This is a genomic window from Micromonospora sp. B006 (genome assembly GCF_003408515.1).
GTDB lineage: Bacteria > Actinomycetota > Actinomycetes > Mycobacteriales > Micromonosporaceae > Micromonospora > Micromonospora echinospora_A.
Genome location: NZ_CP030865.1, coordinates 2,090,814 through 2,115,971, shown reverse-complemented (window position 1 = coordinate 2,115,971; position 25,158 = coordinate 2,090,814). Strand labels below are relative to the sequence as shown.

Below are 25,158 nucleotides of genomic sequence, written 5' to 3'. Positions count from 1 at the left end.
TGAAGTGGCGGCAACGAAGTGCCCCGGACCCAGCCACCTCCCCGAACTGGCGGGGCGGGCCGCCGCCCAACCACCCACACCGCCCCGGATTCGGGGCTGGCCGACGGGAATCACCACGACGGCCGCGTCAGTCTCGTACCGTCGAGCCGGGACCGCCGACGCACGCCGAGTCAGCGGCCCGAAAACGTGACATGGCGTACGTCCGGGCCGTGGTCGGGGCGGTGCGCACGGGGTACAGGAGTGGGCATGGAGATCGGAATCATCGGGTCGGGGCACATCGGGGGCACCCTCACCCGTCGTCTGCGTTCACTCGGCCACGACGTCGCGGTGGCCAACTCCCGCGGGCCGCAGAGCCTGGCCGACCTGGCCGCCGAGACCGGCGCTCGGGCGGTGTCGGTGGAGGACGCCGTGCAGGGCGCCGAGCTGGTGGTCATCGCGATCCCGCTGAAGGCGGTGCCGGAGCTTCCGGCGAGCCTCTTCGACGGCAAGCTGGTGGTCGACGCCAACAACTACTACCCCCAGCGGGACGGCGACATCGCCGAGCTGCTGGATCGGAGTCTCAGCTCCAGCCGCTGGACCGCTGACCACCTCAAGGGCGCCCGGGTGGTGAAGGTCTTCAACAACATCCAGGCGGCGCACCTGATGGACGAGGGCAAGCCGGCGGGTACGGCGGACCGGATCGCGCTGCCGGTGGCCGGCGACGACGCGGACGCCAAGCGGATCGTGATGGGCCTCGTGGACGACCTGGGCTTCGACCCGGTCGATGCGGGCACCCTGGACGAGAGCTGGCGTCAGCAGCCCGACACGCCCGTCTACGGCACCGACCGGGACGCCGACGGCGTACGCGAAGGGTTGGCCGCGGCGCGGCCGTGAGAAGCATGGAAAGGCCCCGCCGGATGCGTCCGGCGGGGCCTTTTCGCGTTTCGTGGATCAGTTGCCGCCCGGTTTCGGGGCGCAGATGAAGCGCGGCTCGGCGTCGTAGCGCCAGCTGAACTTCTCCCGCTTGAGGACCTTGCCGTCCTTCTTGATGACCCGGTACGCGTCCTGGGCGAACCCGATGGCGCCGGCGGCGGGGATGCAGGACGGTCCCGGCGTCAGGTAGACGGTCTTCGGCTGGGTGATGTTGCGGCGGGGGCCGTACTCCGTCTTGACGCTGTCGTAGATCTTGGTGCTCCAGATCGAGACGGTGATCGAGCTGGACGTGTACGAGGTGTCGATGAGCACGCCGTGGGGCGTGTTGTTGCGGAACTTGAAGTCGAGCTGCGGCCAGTAGATGGTCGACTCGATCACGGCCGGGTAGCGGCTGAAGTAGAACGAGTGCGGCTTGTGCTCCACGTCCTCCAGCCCGGCGTAGTACGTGGCGTTGAACAGCGTGGTGGTGAACTGTGAGACGCCGCCGCCGACGCCCGGCACCAGCTTGCCGTTCACGATCGTCGGCGCGTCCTTGTATCCCTGGTCGTAGCCGCGTTCGCCGGTGTGCCCGTTGAGTGAGAACGTCTCACCCGGCTTCACGAGCGCGCCGTCGACGTCCTTCGCCGCGCGGACGATGTTCTGGCTGCGCGGGGAGGAGAGGCCGCCGGTGAAGTGGGTGGTGAAGCTCGACACCCGTTCCTTGATGCCCAGCTTCGCCAACTCGGCCTCGGTCAGCTCGGGCGCGGCCGGCTTGAGTTCGGCGGTCACCGTGCGGCCCTCGGACTTGGGCAGTACCGCGAGCAGGGCCGGGCCGAGCGCGGCGGCGTCGACCTGGCGGCCGGCCTTGCTGGGCACCACCTTCGGCTTGCCGCCGCTGATGGTCAGCCCGGCGTCCTGCGGCTCGACCTCCAGCTTCGTCAGCCGGTCGCCGAGCGCGGCGCGGAGCCGCTTGACGTCGACCTTCGGGGTGAGTGTGCCGGCGTCGTCGGCGGAGAAGCGCAGCGACCGGGCGATGGCGGTGGGCGGGATGGTGACGGAACCGCCGTCGGTGGTGAGTGTCACCGGCGCGGCGACCGCGGGCCGGGCCAGCTCGGCGACGAGGCGGTCCACCTCCTCCCGGGTGGTGGCGGGCCACTTCTCGACGAGCGGCACGGTGACCGGCTCGGCGGCCAGCCAGCCGGCCTTCACCACAGCGGTGGCGCCGTCGGTGTCGACGGTCAGCGCCGGCTTCGGGTAGACCGGCTTCGGGGTGGTGCCGGTCCAGATGATCGCCGGCATGGTCATCTCGCGTCCCTGCGAGCCCATCACCTTGCGCAGGGCGGCCTCCAGCTTGGGCTGGTCGACGGTGACCACCGGCTCGACCGTACGGGAGCCGACGAGCCGGCTCACCGCGTGCGCGTCAGCCTCGGCGGCCGCCGCCACCGTGGCGTCCACGTCGATGGCGAGCCCCACGTCGGACGGCTTCAGCTCGGCCTTCTTCTCACCGACGGTGACCGCCAGCGGTGAGTTCAACGTGTCGGCGCGGCGCTCCAGCTCGGCGCGGAGCGCCTGGGCCGCCTCCGCGCGGCTCCGCCCGCCCAGCTCGGTGCCGAGCACAGTGGTGCCGCGGGGCACGTCACCGGCGTACGCGTAGGCGCCCAGGCCGACGCCGCCGGCGAGCACGGCCGCGACGATCCCCCCGGCCAGCAGCAGCCGGGCCCGTCGCGACCGCCCCGGCCTGCCCGGCTCGCCTCCGGGCGGTGTGGCGACCGGCTCCATCTCGACGCCGGGCCAGCTCACCGCCGCCACCTTGATGGTGGGCCGGTCGTCGGCAGCCGGCACCTTCTCGCCGTACATCGTCACTGCAACCTCGATCGGAAGTACGCGCGGGGACCGCTTCCCCCGCGGGAGACACCTACGGTAACCAACGCTCGGGCGCGCCGGGAGTCTCCGGTCCGGCGGTCGTGTCGGGCGTTCGGCGGTGTCGTGCCGATCACCCGATTCGGGGCCGCACCCGGGTGTGGATCGTGGCACGGTGAGCGGGTGCTGGCGTACGGCGGTGGATGGCTCGACCGGGCGGCGGCGCTGCGCGGTGACGCGGAGTGGCTGGCCGGGCGGCTGACCGATCCGGTGAGCGTGGTGCTGCCGCTGTGGCGGGACCGCTGCCTGGTCGACGCGGCCGGTCCGGTCCGGCTCACCGGCGAGCACGCTTCCCGCGTCCGGTCGGCCGCCGAGGAGACCGTGTTCCTGGGGCTCGACGGCGACGTCGCGGTGTTCGCGGCCGACCTCTCCGCGCTCGGCGAGCGGGCGGCAGTCGAGCTGGCCGCCGCGACGCGGGCTGTCGACGTCAGGGCGCTCGTGGGCCGGCTCGACCCGGCCGGGGCGGCCGTGCAGGCGTACGCCCGGGGGTTGCTGCTCTGGCACCGGCAGCAGGGGTACTGCGGCGCGTGCGGCGCCCGGGCCGTGGCCGGCGGCGGCGGGCACCTGCGGACCTGTGGCGGCGGTGAGTGCGGGCGGCTGTGGTTCCCCCGGATCGAGCCGGCCGTGATCGTGCTGGTCGAGGCGCCCGGCCGGGCTGGGCGGTGCCTGCTGGCCCGGCACGCGGGCGCGGCTGAGGGGGCCTTCTCGACGCTGGCCGGCTTCGTCGAGGTGGGCGAGAGCCTGGAGGACGCGGTCCGGCGGGAGTTGGCCGAGGAGGCGGGCGTCACCGTCACCGACGTGGTCTACCAGGGGTCGCAGGCGTGGCCGTTTCCCGCCGGGCTGATGGCGGGTTTCCGGGCCGTCGCCGTGTCCGAGGAGGTCCGGGTCGACGGGGTGGAGCTGCTGGAGGCGCGCTGGTTCAGCCGGGCGGAGCTGCGGGCGCGGGTCGCGGCAGGGCGGCCGCTGGGCCGGGTGGACTCGATCGATCACCAGCTGCTGGGCGACTGGCTCGCGGAGGCCTGAACACCATCACCAGCGCGGTTCCCGCGGCGGTGGCGAGCGCGCACCACATGATGCCCTGGAACGTCCGTGGCGCGACGGTGGTGGTCAGCACGGCCAGGACGGCCGCGGCGACCCAGAGCGGCGCGGAGGGCCAGCGCGCGCCGGCAGCGATCTTCGCGTTGACGGCCGCGAAGATCAGCGCGTAGAGCGCGCCGGTCGCGGCGAAGAACGGGGCGTACCGCCCGAGGGACGTGTAGTCCTCGCCGCCCACCAGCCGGAACGCGAACCCGCCGGCCAGGGCCGAGGCGGCGACGAGCACGACGCCGCAGGCGGCGACGATGGCGAGCACGACGGTACGGACCCGGTTGTCGCCCACGGCGAGCCGGGGCAGCGCCAGCACCACGATCACCTGGGGCGCCCAGAGCGCGCCCTTGGTGAGCACGGTGCCGACCGCGTACGCCCCGGAGTCGGCGGGCGAGAGCAGCTGGCGGGCGAAGATCAGGTCGGCGTACGACACCGCGAGCATCGCCAGCGCGGCGGTGCCGGCGCTTGCCACCTGCCGGATCCGCATGGAGGCGACGGCGTCGTCCCCGCCGGGCCGGTCGGGCCGGGCGATCCAGGCCAGCACGGGCAGCACCAGCCAGGCGGTCAGCATGCCGGCGAGCAGGGTGACCACGACGTCGGCGCCGAGGACCAGTGCGACGATCATGCCGCCGTACCGCCCGAGCGCCACCACCCCCATCGCCCAGGCGAGGCGGACGAAGCGCTGCTCGCCCTGCAACTCGCCGAGCCACCGGGCGGCCAGGACGACAGCGACAGTGGTGCCGGCGACCAGCGCCACGACCGTCGACGACAGCCGTAGGGCGGTCATCACCAGCGGCGCGGTCACGACAACGGCGCCACCGGCGACCGCCGTGGTGACGAGGCTGACCCGGTGCGTCGGCGCGCCGGGGTGGCGGGCCCGGTGCACAGCGACCGCCATCTGCAGTCCCACGCCGGCGACCCCGGCGATCGCGACGAGGGCCAGCGTCGTGGCCAGGACGCTCAGCTCCTCGACCGGCAGGTAGCGGGCGCCGAGCATGGGCAGCAGGTAGGCGAGCCCGTTCGTCACCATCGCGGCGCCCGCGACGGCCGCGCCGGCTGTCCCCAGGCGGCTCGCGCCGGGCCCCGCCGTGGTCTCTGTCATCGCGCCTCATGTCGGTGTCGCCGGTGGGAACGGTACGCCCCGGACCTCGCGTCGTCGTCGCGACTCGTTCGTCGACGTCGTGAGGCAAGCTACCGTCCGCACTTCCCCTGTGCCTAGAGTGCTGTCCGGAGCCCCGGGTGCGACGTCGGGCCTGCTTCCGTCCAGGTTCATGGGGGTCCGTGTGCGTCGAGCGTCACCGAGGTTCGGTCCGGCGCTGTCGTGGGCCGCCGCCGTGCTTCGCCGCTGGTGGCCGGAGACGGCGCTCGGTGTCGGCGTGGTCGTCGCGATCCTCGGCCCGGTGCTGCGCCGTGGCTTCGTCCTCCGGTACGACCTGGTGTTCGTGCCGGATCCGCCGTTCGGCGCGGTGGTCTGGGGCAGCGGCTCCGAGCTGCCGCGTGCGGTGCCCAGCGAGCTGCTCGCGGTCGGGCTGTCGCAGATCGTCCCCGCCGACGTGGCCCAGAAGGCGCTCCTGGCCGGCTGTCTCGCCCTGGCCGCGGTGGGCGCGGCGCGGCTGGCGCCCGTCGGTCACCCGCTGGCGCGGGTCGCCGCCGGGCTCGCGTACGTCTGGAACCCCTGGGTGTACGGGCGGCTGCACCTCGGGCAGTGGGCGGTGCTGGCGGGGTACGCGGCGTTGCCGTGGGCGTTCGCCTGGGTGCTGGGGGTGCTCCGGCCGCCACCCGAGGGCACCGGTCCGGGGCGGCGTGCCGCAGTGGCCGGAGGGCTCGCGGTGGTGCTGGGTGGCCCGGCGATGGTGCTGGCGGCGGTGTCCGCCTGTGCCCCGGCATTGGCTCTGGCGCGCCGGTGGCGCGCGCTGGTGGCGGGGGCGGCCACGTTGGCCGGCCTGACCGCGCCGTGGTGGCTCGCGCTGGTGAGCCGTGGCGGCGCTGTCGACCTCGACGAGCGGGGTGTTGCCGCCTTCGCGGTTCGCGCGGACACGCCGCTCGGCGTGCTCGGCAGCGTCGCCACTCTCGGCGGCGTCTGGAGCCGGCATGCCGTGCCGGTCGGCCGGGACCAGTGGGCGGTCGCCCTGCTGGCGCTGGCGCTGGCCGGCGCGGCGCTGTGGGGGTACGTGCTGACCCGGCGTCGCTGGCCGTCGGCGGCCTGGTGGGGTCTGCTCGCGGGCGCGGTCCTGGGCACCGTGGTCGCCGTGGCGCCGGCGTGGTCGCTGGGCGCGCAGTGGATGGTCGCGCTGGTCGAGCACGTTCCGCTGGCCGGCGCGGTCCGGGACGGCACCCGGCTGCTCGCCCCGCTGGCGCTGGTGCAGGCGGTGGGGCTCGGGATGCTTGTGGAGTCGCTCATGGCGGCCGGGGCGCGGGCGCTGGCTCCGCTTCTGGTGGTCGCTCCGGTGCTGCTCATGCCGGGTCTGGCGTGGGGGCTCGGTGGTCAGCTCGACACCGTGCGGTACCCGGCGGAGTGGTCGGCGGTGCGCGCCGAGGTGAACCGGGATCCGGCCGGGGGCAGCCTGGTGTCGCTGCCCTGGTCGTCGTTCCGGGCCTATCGGTGGGCGGGGAACGTGCCCGTGCTCGATCCGGCCTCGCGGGCGTTCCGGCGGCCGGTGGTCGGGGACCAGGACGTGCTGGTCGGCCGGGAGCGGATCCGTGGGGAGAGCCGGGAGGCGGACCGGGTGGCGGCGGCGTTGGCGGTGCCGGGCGACCCGGGGCCGGCCCTGCGCGGGCTCGGGGTGCGGTATGTGCTCGTGCAGACGGACCAGCCGGACGCCGCGCAGGTGGAGGACCGTTTCGTGAGCGCCGAGCTGGTCCGCCGGGACGGGGCATTGACGCTGTTGCGTCTACCGGATTCCGATTTCTCCGGCTCGTCCAGCCGCATCGGCATAATTCCCCTGATGGGGTATTCGGTACTGGGGGCCACCCTGGTGATCGCCCTTTCGCACCGGGTCAAGCGCCAGTGACGCATGTTACTCTTCGGTACCTTTCTCCGAAGGGATCATCGATGAAGGCATCCTTCAATCCCCTCCTGACCGCGGTCGTCGCCGCGGCGGTGGGTGCCGTGCTGGGAATTCTGGCCGTCTCCATCGGGGCGTCCACCCTCGGCAACAGCAACAGCAAGCCAGCGAGCGTGGAGCAGCCCATCATCGTGTACGGCGAGCGCTGACGGTGCGGCATGGAGGTCCCCCCTCCTGACGTCTCGTCAGATCTGGTCGTACTCGACGTCGTGGTGCCCGCGTACAACGAGGCACTCAGGCTGCCCGACACACTGGTCCTGCTCCGGGCTGCGTTGGCCGAACTCGATGTGCCCTGCCGGGTCACCGTGGTGGACAACGCCAGCGACGACGGGACCAGTGCCGTGGTGGTGAACGCGCCGCCCGGCCCGGTTCCGGTCCGCCTGCTGTGGTGCGGCGAACCGGGCAAGGGTTTCGCGGTGCGTCGGGGTGTGCTGGCCAGCGACGCCCGTTACGTCGGGTTCTGCGACGCCGACCTGGCCACCGCGCCGGCGGCCCTCGCTCAGGTGCTCAATCTCCTGTACGACGGCGCGGACGCGGTGGTCGGGTCGCGGGCCCACCCCGAGTCGGTCGTCGAGGAGCGGCACAGCGTGCTGCGACGCTGGGGCGCGGTGGCGTTCCGAGGCGCCGTCCGGCAGGTGGTGCGGGGCGTCAGCGAGACGCAGTGCGGGTTCAAGTTCTTCCGCAACGACGTCGCCCGACGGGTCTTCGCGCCGCTGCGGTGCGGTGGGTTCGCGTTCGACGTCGAGGTGCTGGGCCGCGCCGAGCGGGCCGGCGCCCGCCTGGTGGAGATTCCGGTCAGCTGGGTGGACGTGCCCGGCTCGCGTTTCTCACCGGTGCGGCACGGCTGGCAGAGCTTCGTGGACGTCGCGAAGATCAACTGGCGGCTCCGCAGTGCGGACGTCACCCCGGTGATGCCGCTCGTCACCCTTCCGGTCACGCCGGACGTCACCGGCGGCACGGCCGCCGTTGGAATGCGGCCGTGAGTGTCGGAACACCCTCCACCGACGCGGCACCCACCACCGACGACACGGTGGTGGGCCGCCGGGTCGTGGTGCTCAACTGGAAGGACCCCTGGCATCCCGATGCCGGGGGCGCCGAGGTCTACGCGTGGCAGGTCGCCCGCGACCTGGTGACCGCCGGCGCGGAGGTCACCTTCGTCACCGCGCGCCCGAAGGGGCAGCCCGGTGACGAGGTCCGCGAGGGCATCCGGATCGTCCGGGTCGGCGGCCGGTGGACCATCTACCCCCGGGTGCTGGGCTGGCTGGCGCGCCACCGCCGGCAGTTCGACGCGGTGGTGGACTGCCAGAACGGCATCCCGTTCTTCAGTCCGGCGGTCCTGCCGGCGGCCGTGCCGGTGATCTGCGTGATCCACCACGTGCACGACCGGCAGTTCCGGCTGTACTTCGGCCCGGTCGTCGGTCGCTTCGGCGCGTGGCTGGAGGGACCGGTCGCGCGGCGGGTCTACCGCCGGGCGGTGACGCTCGCGGTCTCCCCCTCGACGGCCGTGGCGATCCGGGAGCGGCTGCGCTGGACCGGCCCGGTGGTGGTGGTGCCCAACGGCGCGGACGCGTCCCCGCCGGCCGTCGCGGGCGTGGCCCGTGCCGACCGGCCACGTGTCGTCTGCGTCGGCCGGGTGACCCGGCACAAGCGGGTGGACCTGGTGATCGACGCCGTGGCCCGGCTCCGGGCGGAACGGCCCGACCTGCGTCTGGACATCGTCGGTGGTGGGCCGGACGTGGAGAGCGTCCGCCGGCTGGTCGACGAGCGTGGCCTGAACGACATGGTCACCGTCCACGGGCACCTGCCCGCCGCCGAGCGGGACGCGCTGCTGGCCGCGGCCTGGCTGCACGTCTCCGCCTCGTGGGGTGAGGGCTGGGGTCTCGTGGTGGTGGAGGCGGCCGCCGCCGGGCTGCCCACTGTCGCCTTCGACGTGGACGGGCTGCGCGACGCGGTCCGGCCGGGCCGCACCGGATGGCTGGTCGACGAGGGCGAGGATCCGGCACAGAACCTGGCCGCCGGCCTCGACCGCGCGCTGGACTGTCTGGCGACGCCCGGCGAGCGGGACCGGACGGCCGCGGAGTGCCGGCGGTGGAGCGGCTCGTTCCGCTGGACCGACACCGGCCGGCGGGTGCGCGCGGTCCTCGGGGATCTGCTGACGCCGCGTCCGGTGCCCTGGGCCGCCGGCAACACGTCGGTGGTGGTCCGGACCGACCAGCCGGAGAGCCTCCTGGCGCGGGTGGCGCCGCTGCTGCCGCGTACGCGGCACGTCGCGATCGACGGACAGGATCTGCTGATCGTGGTGCCGGCCGCCGAGCCGGCCGCCGTACGGCAGGCGCTGCTCCGAGCGGGAGCCGGAGCGGACGACATCGACGAGCGGAACGCCGGAGCGGACGAACTGCTCACCGGCGTTCCGGTACGGCAGTGCTGACCGCCTGGTCGACCGCTCGCCGTACCCCCGGAATTCCGAGCGCCACGGTGTCCCTGGCGGTGTGGCGCCTGCGCGAGCTGCTGGTCTGTCTCGCGCTGATCGGTCTCTGCGTCACCCAGGAGCCCGGGCTCATCGTGCCCGAGACGAAGCTGGACATGGCCCTGGACCCGGGCGGCTTCCTCGCCCGCGCGGCCCACCTGTGGACCGGGGACTGGCAGTTCGGCACGCTCCAGAACCAGGCGGTCGGCTACTTCTTCCCGATGGGCCCGTTCTTCCTGCTCGGTGAGGCGGTGGGCCTGCCGGCCTGGCTGGTGCAGCGGCTCTGGATGGCGACGCTGCTCTGCGTCGCGCTCACCGGCATGGTGCGGCTGGCCCGCGCGCTCGACCTGGGTGGTCCGGGATCGCGTCTGGTGGCCGGCGCGATCTTCGCGCTCTCCCCCCGGGCGCTGTCCCTGGTCGGCACGGTCTCGCTGGAACTGCTGCCGTACTGCGTCGCCCCGTGGGTCCTGCTGCCCCTGGTCAAGGGGGCCGCCGGCGGCTCGTTGCGGCGGGCCGCGGCGCTCAGCGGGCTCGCGGTGGTCTGCATGGGCGGCGCGAACGGCGCCGCGGTCGCGTGCGCCGTGCTGCCGGCGTTCCTCTACGTGGTGACCCGGGCGGCCGGCCGGCGGCGGATCCGCCTGCTGGCCTGGTGGACGGCGGCGATGGTCGCGGCCACCTTCTGGTGGCTGGTGCCGCTGCTGTTGCTGCAACGCTACGGGTTCCCGTTCCTCCCGTACACCGAGAGCGCGGCGGTCACGACCAGCGTGACGTCGCTCCCGTCGGCGGTACGCGGCAGCACCCACTGGGTGGGTTACCTGGCCGTCGACGGCGTGCCGTGGTGGCGCTCGGGATGGGCCCTGGTCACGACGCCGTGGATGGTCGTGCTCACCGGCCTGATCGCCTGCGTCGGCCTGGCCGGGCTGGCCCGCCGGGACCTGCCGGAACGGCGGTTCCTGCTCGTCGGCTCCCTGGTCGGCCTGCTGGCGCTGACCGCGGGAAACCTGTCGACCGGGGGCGCCGCGTTCGCGTCGCCGGTGCGTGAGCTTCTCGACGGTCCGCTCGCCGCCCTCCGCAACCTGCACAAGTTCGACGTCGTGCTCCGCCTGCCGCTGGCGCTGGCCGCCGCGCACATGCTGGACACCGTCGGCCGGATCGCCCTCATCCGGCGCTTCACGCGCCCCACGAACATGGCGCCCCGGCGGGTGGCGCTGGGCGCGACCGCCGCCGCCCTCGTGGCGGTGACCAGCGGCGCGGGGATGGCGGGACTCGCGCCGGGCGGCGGCTTCCACGCGCTGCCCGAGCACTGGCGGCAGGCGACCGGGTGGCTCGACCGGCACGCCGGCACGGGCACGACCCTGCTGGTCCCCGGCTCCAACTTCGCCGAGTACAACTGGGGGCGTCCGCTGGACGAGCCGGTGCAGCCCCTGCTGGACTCGCCGTGGGCGGTGCGGGCGCTGGTACCGGGCGGGTCGGCGGGCAACTCCCGGTTGCTTTCCGCGATCGACGAGCGGCTCGCCTCGGGCACCGCCTCGCCCGGACTGGCCGACGTGCTCAGCCGGCTCGGCGTGCGCTACCTGCTCGTCCGCAACGATCTCCGCCAGCCGGTCGGCGGCATCGCCCGGCCGGTCCTCGTGCACCGCACGCTGGACAGCGCTCCGGGCCTGTTCCGGGTCGCCGCGTTCGGTCCAGATGTCGGGGTGAAGCCCGACCTGGCCGGGGCGTGGGACTACGGACTGCACGAGCCGTACCCGGCGGTGGAGATCTACGAGGTGGACCGGCCGACGCCCCGGGCCACGCTGACCGACGCCGCGCTGCCGCTCAACCTGGTCGGCGCGCCGGAGACTTTGCTGGACCTCAGCGACGCCGGGGTGCTGGGCAGCCGGCCGGTGATCCTCGACGGCGATCCCCCGCTGGTCAGTGACGGGGGCACGGTGCTCGCCGACAGCCTCCGGGACCGGGAGGTCGACTTCGGTCTCGTCCGGGGCAACACCTCGCGGACCCTGACCGAGCAGGACCCGACCCAGTTGGAGCGCCTGGAACACGACATCCTCGACCCGGCGTGGCGGTCGTCGATCACCTCGTCGGCGTACGCCGGGGTGGCCGACGTCCGGGCGTCCTCCAGCGCGGCGGACGTCACCGGCCCGGCCGGGCTGCGCGACCCGTCGGCCACGCCCTTCGCCGCGGTGGACGGCGACACCGGCACCTCATGGTTGTCCGACGGCGCGCGCAAACCGGTGGGCCAGTGGGTCGAGCTGCGGTTCACCGACGCGATCGAGGCCGGCTCGGTGGAGGTGCAGGTCGTGGGCGACGAGGTGATCGGCGCGCCGGTCACCTCCGTACGGGTCAGCACCGAGGGTGGTTCGCAGGTGCACCCGGTGACCGACGCGGGCCGGTCGACGACGCGGCTGCCGCTGCCCGCCGGCCGGAGCAGTTGGCTGCGCGTGACCGTCGAGAGTGTCGCGGACGCCGACGTTCCGGGCCGCCGGGCGGGCATCCGGGAACTGCGTGTCGCCGGGGTGAAGCCCGAGCGTTACCTGCGCCTGCCGAAGGTGCCCGCCGACGCCGTCGCGCCCGAGGTCGTCGCGCTGGCCCGCAAGGCCACCGATCGGTCCGCCTGCGTGGTCTCCGGTGACCACTACCTGTGCGCTCCCGATCTGATCCGGCAGGGCGAGGAGACCGGGCTGGTGCCCCGGCGCTTCGACCTGCCGGCCGCGATCACCACCCAGCTCACCGGCCTGGCCCGGGCCACGCCCGCCACCGCGCTCGCGACGTACGACGAGATGACGGGCGGCGAGACGTTCACGACGTCGAGTTCGTGGTTCACCGACCCGGTCGCCTCGTCGCGGTCGCTGGGGGACGGGGACGACGGCACGGCGTGGTGGGCGGACCCGAGCGATCCGCAACCCACGGTGAAGATGCGCTGGGGCACGGTGCGCAAGGTGAGCTGGGTGCGGCTGCGGTTCCCCGAGAACCTCGTCGCGGCACCGCCCCGGACGGTCCGGATCACCGGTGACGACGGCATCCGGGAGGTGGCTGTCGACCTGGACGGCGTCGCCCGCTTCCCGGCTCTGCGTACCCGTGGGCTCACCGTGGCCGTGACCTCGACGGTGCCGAGGGTCAGCCGGTCGACGGCGCTGTTCGAGCCGCAGTCGCTGCCGGTCGGTCTCAGCGGCGTGGACGTGCAGGGCGTGCCGGAACTGAACCAGCCGCGCGGCCTCGACCGTCAGGTGACGCTCCCGTGCGGTGCGGGGCCCACCATCGTCGTCAACGGGGTGAAGGTGCCGACGACGGCCACCGGCACGCTGCGTGAACTGCGCGATCTGCGGCCCCTGCGCTACCGCGCCTGTCCTCCCGCCGCGTCGTCCGGCCGGGCCGCCGCGAAGGCGGGCGCGGAGCAGGTCAGGCTGCGGGCGGGTAGCAACGAGGTCTCCGCCCCGGCTGACCGGTTCGTCGTGGACAGCGTGATCCTCAGTGGTGAGCCGGCGGAACGTCCTGCCGTCGCCGCGTCACCGCGCCGGGCGCTGACAGTGGTCGACTGGGACGACCAGCGCCGGTCGCTCGATCTCGGCGCGGGTGGCGGCAGCTACCTGATGGTTCCGGAGAACGCCAACTCTGGTTGGCGGGCGACACTCGACGGGCAGGAGCTGATCGCGGCCCGCCTGGACGGTTGGAAGCAGGGATGGTTCGTGCCGGCCGGTCCGGCCGCCCGCGTCGAACTCGTCTTCACGCCCGGCGAGCACTACAGGGTCGTCCTGTTCGTCGCCGGGGGCCTGTTGGTGCTGCTGATGGTCGGGGCGCTGATTCCCGCGCGTCGCCATCGGCCCGCGTACCCCGTGGTGCCGACGTCGATGCCGACCGCGCCGCTGCTCGCGGTGGCGGTGCCGGCGCTGCTCGGGGGTCCGCTCGGGCTCGGCTGCGCCGCCGTGGTGGTGGCGCTGCACCGGCGCCGCACGCCCGGCCCGGCCTGGATCTGGGTGCCGGCCGCGCTGGGTCTCATGGTCTACGGCACCGAGCGTCTGTGGCTGCCCCGGGTCGGCGCGGAACGGGTGGCGGAGCTACTGGTCCTGCTGCCGAGCGGGCTGCTCCTCGTCGCGGTCGCCGCTCTCGTGCTTCGTTTCCGCCGGGTCCGCGGCCGGTACGAGGCCCCCTCCGAGGCCGACCGGGCCGGCGCCCTGCAGCGCTGGCGCCGGCGTCGCGACCAGGACCGGGAGGTCGGGCTCGACGGCCACGGGCCGGCGGCGGTCACCGAGCCGCCGCAGCCGTCGAGCGGGCCGTTCGATGAGGTAGTAGCTGGCGGTCGCGACCGGGACGGTGAGGGCCAGGGTGACCGCGAGGAGCACCCAGAACGAGCTGTTCATCCGGGTGAATCCGAGCAGGCGGAAGCAGGCCTCGAGCGCGAGGAGGTGCCAGAGGAAGATGCCGTAGGAGATCCGGCCGAGGAACATGACCGCCCGGTGGCCGAGGAGAGCGCGGGGCACCCCGCCCGACCCCGGCCCGACGAGGGGGGCGATCAGGCACCAGGCGACGAGCAGGAACAGCACGTGCTCGGTGATCGACTCGACCGGCTTGGCGGGCTCGACCCCGCGCGGGCCGGCGATGGGCGTGCTCGCGATCCAGAGCAGCGCGCCGGCGATGAGCCAGGACGTTCCCGGGGCGAAGGTGAACACGCGCAGGCCGCGCGGCGTGGCGGACCACAGGTCCTCGTCGCGCCGCCCAGACCCGTCACCGGTCAGTCCGGTGAGGAACGGGGTCGAGGTCGTGCCGGCGGGCCACGAGGCGAGCACGGCCAGCATGATGCCGATGCCGAACCAGTCGAGAAAGGCGGGCAGCCAGAGCACCGCTAGTCCCGGTAGAGGCGCGTCGGGACCGTGTGCGTACGCATTCCAGATGAGGCCGGCAAGGACGAGTACGGCTCCGAGCGCGAGTTGGCGCCGGGCTCGCCCGAGCGGGGTACGACCGCCCATTCGGCGGCCGAACACCGCTATCAGTGGCAGCGCAAGATAGAAAGTCGCCTCCGTAGCCAGGCTCCAGGTCTGCTCCATGCCGACCGGAAGTCGCAATGGCTCATAAATCTGTGCCAGAAGAAGGGGGATGGCCCAGTCCCAGACGGACTTCAGGTAGTCGATGTTGAGCCATGCCAGTGCGACGACCGCCATTACCCAGTACCCGGGCAGAATGCGCAGCGCACGGTGCCAGAGGTATCGCCGAACGGGCGGACCTGATCGTCCGTTAATGGCAGCGACTGCGAATGGCCGATAGAGGAGGAAACCGGACAGCGCAAAGAAGATCGCCACCCCCACATCCAGCCTGGCCAGCACACTTGCCAGGTGAGCGAAGGAGTTGGTCAGTCCGCTGAGAAAGGCGACATGGTGGACGACCACGCCGATCACCGCCACGGCCCGCAGTCCTTCCAAAGCGGGCAGCCAGCCATCCGAACGGCCGGTATTAGGTGCGGACAGGCTGACCTGTCCGTTGATCGAGTCCGGTCTGTCGGGTCGGCTCACAGTTCCCTCAACATCCATTTGATCTCGCAGCCCGGTGGGCTGCGTACCCCCGGAGTCAGTACGTCTCGGGAGGCCGCATCGGACCATATCCGAAATCGGCCTCGTCATGTACTGTCAGCCGACTAGTCGAGTCTTTACAAGGGGAGGAGTTTCATGCGACCCACGTCGGGTGCCATCTTGGTGGCGGCAGGCGCGTTCCTGATCGTCGGGGCCGTGGCGACGCCGCTGGCCGTCGCGCCCGCTCTGGTCAAGGTGCCCCTTGACCAGAGTTCGGTAACGGTTTCAGAGGCGAAGAACGCGACCGTTCTTGACTTCAGCACGCTGGCCGAGCGCAGCGGCGTCAACCTGACCGCCCACCGCGCTGTGCGGGGCGACGTCGACGCCGGCAACGCCGACCGGACGGTCTTCAACGTCGGTGTCCGGGTGATCGACGAAGCCGGCAAGGAGATCACGGTCAGTACGGACCGGGTCGCCCTCGACCGGCGTACCGCGGAGTCGGTCGCCTGCTGTGCCGAGGCGGTCAACGGCGCGCCCTTCAAGCATGAGGGGCTCACCTACACCTTCCCGTTCGGTACGGAGAAGAAGACGTACCAGTACTTCGACAACACCGCTCGGAAGGCGTACCCCGCCGAGTACGTGGGCACTGAGAAGCTGCAGGGGCTGACCGTCTACAAGTTCGAGATGACGGCCGAACCGATCAAGATCAGCGAGATCGACGTGCCGGGCAACCTGGTCGGATCGGCCCAGCCCACCGTGACCGCCGGCCGCTTCTACGCCAACACCCGCACCCTCTGGGTGGAGCCGGACAGCGGCGTCATCGTCAAGGGGCAGGAGAAGCAGCTCCAGACCCTGCGTGACGAGACCGGCGCGGACAAGATCAAGATCATCGACGCCACGCTCGTCTTCACCGAGGACACCCAGGAGCAGCAGGCGAAGGCGGCCAAGGACGCGCGTCAGCAGATCAACCTGCTGACCACGGTGCTGCCGATCGTCCTCGGCCTCGTGGGTCTGCTCCTGCTCCTGCTCGGCCTGTTCATCATCGTCCGCGCTGCTCGCCGCCGGCCCGACGCGACGCCGGTGGACGCCGGCGACGGACCGGTGGACGACGTGCCGTCGCAGCGGTTGGGGGAGCCGGTCGACGACCCGACCGTGCCCGCCGGCGGACGTCACGCCGCGGACCGCGCGGAGTCCTGACCACCGATCCTCGCACCACCACACGAGCAGGCCGGCCGACCCACCAGGGTCGGCCGGCCTGCTCGTGTCCGCGACAGGTGGTGGGTCAGAGGCGCCGCACCGCGTACCGGGTGCAGACCCAGTCCTCGGTGTACGGCAGGTCGGGCCGCTGCCCGACGATCTCCCCGCCGTTCGCGGCCACCAGCCGCGCCATGTCGGCGTCCGGCACCGCTGTCATCTTCATCGGCGCCGGGTAGTTGAGCAGCCGGCGCTGCGCCCAGCTGATCAGGCGGAACGGTGCGAGCTTCCAGATGACGCCCTTGGCCGTACGGGCCGGCTCGGTCGGCAGGCCCACGACGGCGACGCCGCCGGGCCGCAGGACGCGCAGGAACTCGGCGAGGTAGCTGTCGATCGCCGGGCGCGGCAGGTGTTGCAAGACGAGCGCGCTGTAGACCAGGTCGAAGTGGCCGTCGGGGAACTGGCTGAGATCCGGCGCGTCGTTGAGGACGAAGCGGATGTTCCCGGCGCTGCGGTCCAGGCGCCGGGCGGTCTCCAGCATCGACGGGGCGATGTCGACGGCGACGACCTCGTCGGCGTGCGGCGCGAGCGCCTGCGACAGCCGACCGGCCCCGCATCCGAAGTCCAGCGCGCGTTCCCATCGGGCGGGCAGGCCGAGCCGGCTCAGCCATCCGGTCGTCTCCTCGACGTCGGCGCGGCCGGTGGCCAGGAACTCCTCGACGTCCCACTGTCCGCCGCGCTTACCCGGCTGGACGAGGACGGCCCACAGCGGATCTTCGGCGCCCAGCTTGGTCCAGTCGCGCCGTACGTCGTCGAGATTCACGCCGAAACCCTAGGACATCCGGAGGTCCGGCTGGATCGACCCGGTCAGTCTCGGGCTCGGATGTTCGGCCGACGACACTGCCCCGAACGGCCCATCGCGCTCGACGCACTGTACATTTGTTACTCGATTGTAATCCCTCGATATTTCATCACTGTGGGTTGATCGGGTGCTCGATGGCGGTGCTTTTGCCCATTTTCACGGCCTTTCCTCACTCCGGACGGTCGACGCCTGGTGATGGCGAGCCGCCTTCGTAGCCCACTCGTGTTACCGCCGGGTACACGAGGGGGTTGTGAGCTGCGCCGCATCGGGTGCACGATCAGGCTCGATCGTTACCCGTCGGTAACAGAGGGCGGGGCCCGGCGCGGGCCGCCGGTCCGACAAACCGGCCGCCGCGCACATTCGCTCGAGGAGGAACCCGTGCAGAATCGGCTCGACAACCAGGGGCGGACCCGGTGGCGGCGGTTCGCCGCCATGATCGTGCCCACCACGGCCGCCGCCGGTGCCATCCTGTTCGGCATGTCGACCGGCGCCATCGCCTCCGACATCACCGTGTCCGGGCAGACCTTCAAGATCGGCGCGGACCGCCTGGAGGGCGAGGGCTTCAAGCAGTACGGCGGCATCGTCCGCGAGAAGGGCGAGAACGGCAAGGCCGGCGCGACCCGCCCGGTCGCGATGGCCGAGATCAGCAGCGCCGATCTGTACAACCTCTGCCAGTCCGTCCGCGCCGACCTGCCCGGCCTGCCGGTGGTGCTCACCATCAACGCCGGCGAGGGCAAGGACCCGGCCCGCGCCAAGGACCTGGTGATCGCGATGGACTCGCTCGAAGGCAACGCGACGTTCACCAACATCCAGATCGGCCGCGACGCCAGCGACCTGAACCCGACGGCCCAGCAGGGCTCGTTCGGCCAGAACTCCGACCGGGTCACCATCCGCGACCTGAAGCAGGTGTCCCGCTACACCACGTCCTCGACGTTCAACCTGGTCGGGCTGCGGCTCAAGGTCAACGTGGGCGACGACGCCAAGGGCAAGGAGTGCTTCTGAGCTGAGCACGGCCCGCGGTGGTCGACCACCGCGGGCCCGCCCCACCGTCCCCGCCCCCGCTCCGCCAGGAGGAGTACGTGACAACCGTCGAACCGTCCCACGCCCGGCTCGGCACCGCGGCCCGGACGTGGCGGACCTTCCGCCGCTGGCAGCGGCGTCGGCCGTTCTGGGGTGGCCTGTTCATCATCCTGGCCGGGGTGGAGATGCTCGCCTCCACCCGGCTGACCCTCAACGGCCTGAGCTTCAGCAGCGGCGCCACCGGCCTGCTCTCGCTGCTGATCCCGGCCATCCTCGTGACCTGCGGGGTGCTGCTCTGGCTCAGTCCGGCGCAGCGGCTGTTCTACTCGATCGTCGCGGCGGTCACGACCGTCTACTCGCTGATCGGGCTCAACCTCGGCGGCTTCTTCCTCGGCCTGCTGCTGGGCATCGTCGGCAGCGCGCTCGCCTTCGCCTGGGTGCCGACCCCTCCGGCCGGTCCCGCCGCCGACGAGCGCGACACCGAGGCGGACGACGAGCGCGACACCACGGTGGACTCGCGGGACGCCGACCAGCGCGACGGCGACGGCTCGGTCGGCGGCGAGCAGGTCGGCGTCGACCAGTTGCTCACCGGCCGGCCGGACGGCACGGAACCCGCCGACGAGCAGCCGGCCGGGGAACGGCCGACAGTCGAGGTGCCGGCCGCCGTACGGCCGGCCGTCGAGCAGCCGACTGCCGAGCGGCCGGGCGGGGAGCGGCCGGTCCCTCGGCAGTCGGTGAACGGGCAGCCGGCCGGATCCGACGGCGGCCCGCCGGAGTGGGCGGGCCGTTCGGCGGACCCGCGCGCCTTCGGCATCGTCCTGGTGGTGCTCGGCCTGGCGACCGCCGGCCTCGCCGTACAGCCGCGGGCGGTGCAGGCCGCCCCGAGTAAGCCCGCCGCGAGCGCGTGCCCGTCGAAGCCCGCCACGCCGTCGAGCGCACCCTCCGCGAAGCCCACCCCGTCGCCGAGCGCGAGCCCGACGCGGGAGGGGAACATCATCACCGACTTCTTCGACGGGATCGGCGACCTGTTCCGAGGCGGCAGCGGCAAGAGCGCGACGCCCTCGCCCACACCGACCGCAGACGGGTCGGCCGCCCCGACGAGCAAGCCGACCACCCGCCCCGGATCGACCGACTGCCCGGCGCCGGGCAAGCCGGGCAAGGAGGAACCGGCGAAGCCCGGAAAGGTGGAACCGGGCAAGCCGCTGCCGCGTATCGCCGCCGACCCGAGCCTGCCGAAGGTGGCCCAGCAGCCGTCGAAGCTCACCGGCTCCAAGGTGACCATGACCGGGCTGCGGTTCGAGGGGATCACCGACCTGCGGACCGAGCAGGGCGTGCTCAAGGTGCTGAAGTTCAGCATGAAGGAAGCCGTGACCGACGACTTCCTGCTGGTCGCCGACGGCCCCCGCGGCCGCACCCAGCGGTACGCGACCGACCGTCTCACCGTCCGCGACGACGTCGCGTTCTACTGCACCCGGTTCGTCGGCAAGCTCGCCGGCATCAAGCTGACGCTGACGCCGGACCTGCCCTTCCCGGACGGCCTGCCGGTCACGCTGCCCATCCCTGTGACGTTCACCGACCCGGTCATCGACCTGGCATACGTCACCAGCAACACGCTCACCGGCCGCCCGACGCTGCGGCTGACGCTCGGCGCCTGACCGGACGGGTGCCGGCGGTACGCACCGCCGGCACCCGGAAACCGGCTCAGAGCCGGGCCAGCGCCTTGCGCAGCGGGTCCAGCCCCAGCGAGCCCAGGTCGAGCGCCTGGCGGTGGAACTCCTTGAGGTCGAAGTCGGCGCCCTTGCGCGCCTTCGCCTCCTCCCGGGCCTGCAACCAGATCCGCTCGCCCACCTTGTACGACGGGGCCTGCCCGGGCCAGCCCAGGTAGCGGTTCAGCTCGAAACGCAGGTTCTCGTCCGGCACCCGGCAGTGCGCCCGCATGAACTCCCAGCCCAGCTCCGGCGTCCACCGCTCGCCCGGGTGGAAGCCGAACGGGTTGTCCTTCGGGATCTCCAGCTCCAGGTGCATGCCGATGTCCACGATGACCCGCGCCGCGCGCAGCGCCTGCCCGTCGAGCATGCCGAGCCGGTCACCGGGGTCGGCGAGGTAGCCCAGCTCGTCCATCAGCCGCTCGGAGTAGAGCGCCCAGCCCTCGCCGTGCCCGGAGACCCAGCACAGCAGCCGCTGCCAGCGGTTGAGCAGGTCGGCCCGGACGGCGGTCTGGGCGACCTGGAGGTGGTGACCCGGCACGCCCTCGTGGTAGACGGTGGTCACCTCCCGCCAGGTGGAGAAGTCGGTGATGCCCTGCGGCACCGCCCACCACATCCGCCCCGGACGGGAGAAGTCCTCGCTCGGGCCGGTGTAGTAGATGGCGCCGTCGCTCGTCGGCGCGAGGCAGCACTCGATCCGGCGTGCCTGCTCGGGAATGTCGAAGTGAGTGCCGTCCAGGTCGCTGACCGCCTGGTCGGCGAGCGCCTGCATCCAGTCCCGGAACGCCTCCTTGCCGCGTACCGTCCGTGCCGGGTCGGCGTCGAGCGTGCGTACCGCGTCGTCGATCGAGGCGCCGGGACCGGCGATGCGCGCGGACACCGTCCGCATGTCGGCCTCCAGTCGGGCCAGCTCCGCGAAACCCCAGGCGTACGTCTCGTCCAGATCGACCTTCGCGCCGAGGAAGTACTGCGAGGCCAGTTCGTAGCGCTCCCGCCCGGCGGCCTGCTTCTCCCGCCCGGCCGGCGCCAGTTCGGTGCGCAGGAACTGCCCGAACTCGGCGGTGGCGGCGGTCGCGGCGGCCGCGCCCTTGCGCAGCTCCGCGCCGAGCGCGCCGTCGGCGTCGAGACGCTCGACCATGCCGTGGAAGAAGTTGTCGCCCTCCGGGTCGACCCAGACGTCGCACTGCTTGGCGACCTCGACGAGCTGCACCTGCGAGCTGACCCGTCCCGCGGCGGCGGCCTCGCGCAGCGTGCGCTTGTAGCCGTCGAGCGCCGACGCGAAGCGGTTGAGCCGCGCGGCCACGTTGGCCTTCGCCTCCTCGCCGTCGGTCGGCATGAGGTCGAAGACCATCCGGATCTCGTGCAGCCCGCTGGCGATGACGTTGACCTCGCTGCCGGTCTCGCCGGCCTCGTACCGGGCCAGCTCCAGGCCGAGGCGTTCCTGCATGGCCTCCTTGGCGGTCCGCTCCGCCTCGGTCGCCGGCTCGGTCACGTCGAGTTCGCCGAGCGTGCGCCGGGCCAGTTCGGCGCGGGCCGCGTAGCCGTCGGGCGACAGGTCGTCGAGCTGGTCGTCGTAGCCGGCGATGCCGACGTAGGTGGCCCCGGTCGGGCTCAGCGGAGCCCACTCGGCCACGTACCGGTTGGCGAGGTCATCGATTCGTCCCACGAGGGGACCCTACGTGACCGCGCAGCCGAATTCCGCACGACATCGTCGTACCCCTGGGGCAGAGTGTCAGGGGTGACAGTCGATTTCACTCCTGACCGTGCGCCGCTGCGGAGCTGGCTGCCGGGGTTTGTCGCGCTTGCCGCCATCTGGGGTTCGAGCTTCTTGTTCATCAAGGTCGGCGTGGCCGAGCTGCACCCCGTGCACCTCACTCTCTACCGGGTGGCCACCGGCGCGGTCACGCTGCTCGTGGTGCTCGCAGTGCTGCGCGACCGGCTGCCCCGCGACCCCCGGGTCTGGGGGCACATGCTCGTGGTGGCCGCGTTCGGCGTCGCGGTGCCGTTCACGCTGTTCGGCTACGGCGAGCAGCGGGTCGAGTCGATGCTCGCCGGCATCTGGAACGCCACCACGCCGCTGATCGTGCTGCCGCTGGCGGTGCTGGTGTTCCGCACCGAGCGGCTGACCGCGCGGCGGGCGGTCGGGCTGGGGCTGGGCTTCGCCGGTGTGCTCGTGGTGCTCGGTGTCTGGGAGGGCGTGGGCGGCGCCCACTTCGTCGGCCAGCTCATGTGCTTCGGCGCGGCGGCCTGCTACGGGCTCGCCATTCCGTACCAGAAGAAGTTCGTCGCGGGCAGCGCGTACTCCGGACTGTCGCTGTCGGCGGCCCAGCTGCTGGTGGCGACCGCGCAGCTCGCGCTGGTCGCGCCGTTCGTCGGGACGCCGCCGTCGCCGGCCGTCCTCTCCCCGCGCGTGATCGCGAGCGTGCTGGCGCTCGGCGCGCTCGGCACCGGGCTCGCCTTCGTCATCAACATGCGCAACATCCGGCTGGCCGGGGCGAGCACGGCGTCCACCGTGACGTACCTGGTCCCGGTGTTCGCGGTGCTCGTCGGCGCGGTGGTGCTCGGCGAGCGGATGAACTGGCACCAGCCGGTGGGCGCGCTCGTGGTGCTGGCCGGCGTGGCGGTCGCGCAGGGCCTGTTCGGCCGGCGCCGCAGCCGTCCGGAGCCGGTCGCACCGGCCGCCCGCACCGCCGAACCGGCCACCCAGGGCTGACCCTCAGCTCCGGCCGGCCGTCCACTTCACCAGGCGGTCGGCCGTCCAGGTGTTCACCACCCGCTTCGCCGGCACCCCGCACAGCGCCGCGCGCTCGCAGCCGAACCGTTGCCAGTCGAGCTGGCCGGGGGCGTGCGCGTCGGTGTCGATGGCGAACCGGCACCCGGCCTCCAGCGCGAGCCGGATCAGCCGCTTCGGCGGGTCCTGCCGTTCCGGCCGGGAGTTGATCTCGACGGCCACGTCGTGCTCGGCGCACGCGGCGAACACGGCGTCCGCGTCGAACTCGCTCTCCTTGCGGGTACGCGCGCGGTGCCCCTTGTCACCCGGCCCGGTCACGCCGGCAGGCCGGGAGGAGACCATCCGCCCGGTGCAGTGCCCGAGGATGTCCAGGTGCGGGTTGGCGATCGCGGCCAGCATCCGGCGGGTCATCTTCGCGCGGTCGTCGTTCAGGCCGCTGTGCACCGACCCGACCACCACGTCGAGGCGGGCCAGCAGGTCCTCGTCCTGGTCCAGCGAGCCGTCGGCGAGGATGTCCACCTCGATGCCGGTGAGGATGCGGAAGCCCTTGGGCAGCGCCTCGTTCACGGCGGCGACGTGGTCGAGCTGCCTGCGCAGCCGCTCCGCGGTCAGGCCCCGGGCCACAGTCAGCCGGGGCGAGTGGTCGGTGAGCACGAGGTACTCGTGGCCCAGCTCGACCGCCGCCAGCGCCATCTCCTCGATCGGTGAGCCGCCGTCGGACCAGTCCGAGTGGGTGTGGCAGTCGCCGCGCAGCGCGGCCCGCAGCTTCGCCGCCGCCTCGTCCAGGTCGGTGCCCTCGGTGGCCAGGAGCCGGCGCAGGTAGACCGGCTCCTCGCCGGCCAGCGACTCGGCCACGCAGCGGGCGGTGACGTCACCGACGCCGGACAGCTCGGTCAGCTTGCCGGTGCGGGCCCGTTCGGCCACCTCGGCGGCGGGCAGCGCGCCGAGCGTCTTGGCGGCCGACCGGAACGCCCGGACCCGGTAGGTGGCCTCGTTCGCCCGTTCCAGCAGGAACGCGATCCGGCGCAGATCGGCGATGGGATCCCGGGCACTCATGTCTGGAACCTACGCGCATCAGCCGCCCGCCGGGTGGCCCCGCCACCGCGAGTCGGCTCAGCCGCTGCGGGTGGACCGGCCCGGCGACGCCGGGCAGCCGTGCTTGCGCTGCCAGGCGGTGACCTCGGCGACCGGCGAGCGGTTGCCGCCCTTGCGCCACGAGTTCAGGTAGGGCGCCGGCCAGACCACGCCCCGGCGGATCCACCAGTCGTCGGCGCCGGTGCACTTCGGGGAGAGTCCGAAGTGCAGGTGACAGACGTTGTTGGCGTTGCCGGTACGGCCGACCTTGCCGAGCTGCTGCCCGGCCCGGACCCGTACCCCCGGGTCGATGCCGGCCGCGATCGCGCTCAGGTGCGAGCCGTAGTAGCGGACCCCGTCGTCGCCGAGCAGCGAGACGGACAGCCCGCCGTTGTTCGGGCCCAGCGGCCCGCGCTTGTCGAACCGGTCGACCCGGCTCACCTCCAGCACCACGCCGTCGGTGACCGCCACCACCGGCTCGCCGCAGTCGGCGAACACGTCGGTGCCCGGGTAGCCGCCGTGCGTCGGGTGGTAGTCGACGTTGCCGGCCCGCACCGGGAAGACGCGCTTCACGTCCGTGCGGGGCGGCGACGGCGCGGCGGACGAGGAGGCCGCCGGCGGGGACGGGTCGGCGGGCTGCGCGCCGGTCGCCACCGGACTGGGTTCCTGCCACCTGTCGGCGCGTCCGGTGGAGGCGCCACACCCCCCGGCGGCGAGCGCCGCGACGAGCAGCAGGACCGGGTACGCCTGCCGCGTCCGGCGTCCGATCGATGGCGAGCGCATCCGGTCATCCTGACAGACCACTACCGTAGGGACGAACGCCGCGACCGCGTCACACCCACCGGTCACGGTGCGTGACGTCGACGTGGATGGTTCGGGGGAAGGGGGCGGCGGTGACGTACGGCTGGCACGGCGGACCCGAGGGGGCCGGTCCGGGGGCGTTCCCGCCTCCGCCGCGTACGCCCTCGGGACTCTTCCCGTCCCACGCGCCGATCCGGCCCAGCTACCGCGAGCCGTACCCGATCACCGGCGCCGGGGTCGCGGTCGGCGCGCTCGTCGCGTTCGCCTGGTTGCTGCTGTTCGGGCTGCTCGGCCGCAGCGTCGCAGGTTACGCCTGGTGGACGCTGCTGGCCGGCGGCCTGGCCTGGGTGGCGGCGGCGGTGCTGGTCCGCCACGGTGACCGGGGGGTCGCCACCGGCGTCGCGATCGTCACCGCCGGTGGTTGGAGCATCGCTGCCGCGATCGTCGCGACGCGGTGGGCGCAGAGCGGCGACTGGCCGCTCTGGTGACCATGGGTGCCGGTTTCGCTGCGTAGCGAAGGCCACCTTGACGTACGCGCGGTGACGGTCCACGCTCGGCGGTATGGCCTGGACCACACCGCCGCGGCTCGACCCGGAACGGAGCCGCCGTCGCCTGCAACTCCTCGCCGAGTTGGCCGGTGCACGCGCGGTGCAGCAGCGCCAGCGACCACAGCGCGCGCGTACCGAACGGCTGCGCCAACTGATCGCCACCCGTCGGCGCGTCGTCGGCTGACCGGCTTTCTCTTCCAGAACGGCCGGCCCTTACGGGGCGTTGACCGGTCGCCCGCCGACCCGACCGGTTAACGTGCACGCGTGACCTGTCGGCGTGCTGCCGAGGCCA

The 25,158-nt window shown here is 72.9% G+C and carries 19 protein-coding genes and 1 pseudogene; 13 read left to right on the top strand and 7 right to left on the bottom strand.

Features of this window, described 5'->3' with window-relative positions:
- Positions 1–246 precede the first annotated feature (246 nt).
- Positions 247–873 (top strand): NADPH-dependent F420 reductase, encoded by a 627-nt coding sequence (locus MicB006_RS10130; protein ID WP_116505478.1) that lies wholly within the window; start codon positions 247–249, stop codon positions 871–873.
- Between the two features lie 57 nt (positions 874–930).
- Here the strand turns inward: MicB006_RS10130 and MicB006_RS10125 are convergent, their stop codons facing one another.
- The gene (locus MicB006_RS10125; RefSeq protein WP_192900280.1) at positions 931–2,748 is read right to left on the bottom strand and encodes a VanW family protein; all 1,818 of its coding nucleotides are present in this window, start codon (positions 2,746–2,748) and stop codon (positions 931–933) included.
- A 186-nt stretch (positions 2,749–2,934) separates the two neighbouring features.
- Between MicB006_RS10125 and nudC the strand changes: the two genes are divergently transcribed.
- The gene (gene nudC, locus MicB006_RS10120; protein WP_116505473.1) at positions 2,935–3,834 is read left to right on the top strand and encodes an NAD(+) diphosphatase; all 900 of its coding nucleotides are present in this window, start codon (positions 2,935–2,937) and stop codon (positions 3,832–3,834) included.
- Here the strand turns inward: nudC and MicB006_RS10115 are convergent.
- Positions 3,731–4,999, bottom strand: a complete 1,269-nt coding sequence (locus MicB006_RS10115) for a polysaccharide biosynthesis protein (protein WP_116505470.1) — start codon at positions 4,997–4,999, stop codon at positions 3,731–3,733. The two genes, nudC and MicB006_RS10115, sit on opposite strands and share 104 nt — an antisense overlap.
- Positions 5,000–5,168: 169 nt before the next feature.
- Here MicB006_RS10115 and MicB006_RS10110 point away from each other — a divergent pair, with 169 nt between their 5' ends.
- The 5 genes and pseudogenes from MicB006_RS10110 to MicB006_RS32750 form a co-directional block, all read left to right on the top strand.
- A complete protein-coding gene (locus tag MicB006_RS10110) occupies positions 5,169–6,908 on the top strand; it encodes a hypothetical protein (RefSeq protein WP_152037832.1) in 1,740 nt (579 codons plus the stop codon).
- A gap of 41 nt (positions 6,909–6,949) precedes the next feature.
- Positions 6,950–7,111, top strand: a complete 162-nt coding sequence (locus MicB006_RS31810) for a hypothetical protein (protein ID WP_157539048.1) — start codon at positions 6,950–6,952, stop codon at positions 7,109–7,111.
- Positions 7,112–7,120: 9 nt separating this feature from the next.
- Complete coding sequence (locus MicB006_RS10105) at positions 7,121–7,945, top strand: glycosyltransferase (protein ID WP_116505466.1); 825 nt, start codon at positions 7,121–7,123, stop codon at positions 7,943–7,945.
- Positions 7,942–9,390 carry a glycosyltransferase family 4 protein gene (locus MicB006_RS10100; protein ID WP_225980689.1) on the top strand — a complete coding sequence of 483 codons (1,449 nt, stop codon included), beginning with the start codon at positions 7,942–7,944 and terminating at the stop codon, positions 9,388–9,390. Before MicB006_RS10105 ends, MicB006_RS10100 begins: the two co-directional genes overlap by 4 nt.
- Positions 9,384–11,444, top strand: a pseudogene (locus tag MicB006_RS32750) (alpha-(1->3)-arabinofuranosyltransferase family protein); the annotation flags it as partial. The gene MicB006_RS10100 and the pseudogene MicB006_RS32750, both read left to right, overlap by 7 nt.
- Before the next feature lie 2,040 nt (positions 11,445–13,484).
- Here MicB006_RS32750 and MicB006_RS32745 read toward each other — a convergent pair.
- Entirely contained in the window at positions 13,485–14,951 is a 1,467-nt protein-coding gene (locus MicB006_RS32745) for an acyltransferase (RefSeq protein WP_225980798.1), read from the bottom strand.
- A gap of 135 nt (positions 14,952–15,086) precedes the next feature.
- Between MicB006_RS32745 and MicB006_RS10085 the strand changes: the two genes are divergently transcribed.
- A complete protein-coding gene (locus MicB006_RS10085) occupies positions 15,087–16,127 on the top strand; it encodes a DUF3068 domain-containing protein (protein WP_116505463.1) in 1,041 nt (346 codons plus the stop codon).
- Between the two features lie 85 nt (positions 16,128–16,212).
- On the opposite strand, the gene MicB006_RS10080 is transcribed toward MicB006_RS10085, so the two are convergent.
- Positions 16,213–16,947 carry a class I SAM-dependent methyltransferase gene (locus MicB006_RS10080; protein WP_116505461.1) on the bottom strand — a complete coding sequence of 245 codons (735 nt, stop codon included), beginning with the start codon at positions 16,945–16,947 and terminating at the stop codon, positions 16,213–16,215.
- A 417-nt stretch (positions 16,948–17,364) separates the two neighbouring features.
- On the opposite strand from MicB006_RS10080, the gene MicB006_RS10075 reads away from it, so the two are divergent.
- Both MicB006_RS10075 and MicB006_RS10070 read left to right on the top strand, forming a co-directional pair.
- Entirely contained in the window at positions 17,365–17,988 is a 624-nt protein-coding gene (locus MicB006_RS10075; protein WP_073829309.1) for a DUF6230 family protein, read from the top strand.
- Between the two features lie 77 nt (positions 17,989–18,065).
- A complete protein-coding gene (locus MicB006_RS10070; RefSeq protein WP_116511310.1) occupies positions 18,066–19,661 on the top strand; it encodes a DUF6114 domain-containing protein in 1,596 nt (531 codons plus the stop codon).
- 46 nt (positions 19,662–19,707) lie between these two features.
- On the opposite strand, the gene MicB006_RS10065 is transcribed toward MicB006_RS10070, so the two are convergent.
- Positions 19,708–21,378 (bottom strand): DUF885 domain-containing protein, encoded by a 1,671-nt coding sequence (locus tag MicB006_RS10065; RefSeq protein ID WP_116505459.1) that lies wholly within the window; start codon positions 21,376–21,378, stop codon positions 19,708–19,710.
- Between the two features lie 72 nt (positions 21,379–21,450).
- On the opposite strand from MicB006_RS10065, the gene MicB006_RS10060 reads away from it, so the two are divergent.
- Positions 21,451–22,425: a DMT family transporter gene (locus tag MicB006_RS10060; protein ID WP_192900223.1), complete on the top strand. Its 975-nt coding sequence runs from the start codon at positions 21,451–21,453 to the stop codon at positions 22,423–22,425.
- Positions 22,426–22,428: 3 nt separating this feature from the next.
- On the opposite strand, the gene MicB006_RS10055 is transcribed toward MicB006_RS10060, so the two are convergent.
- Entirely contained in the window at positions 22,429–23,499 is a 1,071-nt protein-coding gene (locus tag MicB006_RS10055; RefSeq protein ID WP_116505457.1) for a PHP domain-containing protein, read from the bottom strand.
- A 57-nt stretch (positions 23,500–23,556) separates the two neighbouring features.
- Complete coding sequence (locus MicB006_RS10050; RefSeq protein WP_116505455.1) at positions 23,557–24,300, bottom strand: M23 family metallopeptidase; 744 nt, start codon at positions 24,298–24,300, stop codon at positions 23,557–23,559.
- 110 nt (positions 24,301–24,410) lie between these two features.
- Here MicB006_RS10050 and MicB006_RS10045 point away from each other — a divergent pair, with 110 nt between their 5' ends.
- Together MicB006_RS10045 and MicB006_RS31980 are read left to right on the top strand one after the other, a co-directional pair.
- Complete coding sequence (locus MicB006_RS10045; protein WP_192900222.1) at positions 24,411–24,806, top strand: hypothetical protein; 396 nt, start codon at positions 24,411–24,413, stop codon at positions 24,804–24,806.
- A gap of 73 nt (positions 24,807–24,879) precedes the next feature.
- Complete coding sequence (locus MicB006_RS31980; protein ID WP_166457820.1) at positions 24,880–25,050, top strand: hypothetical protein; 171 nt, start codon at positions 24,880–24,882, stop codon at positions 25,048–25,050.
- Positions 25,051–25,158: the final 108 nt, after the last annotated feature.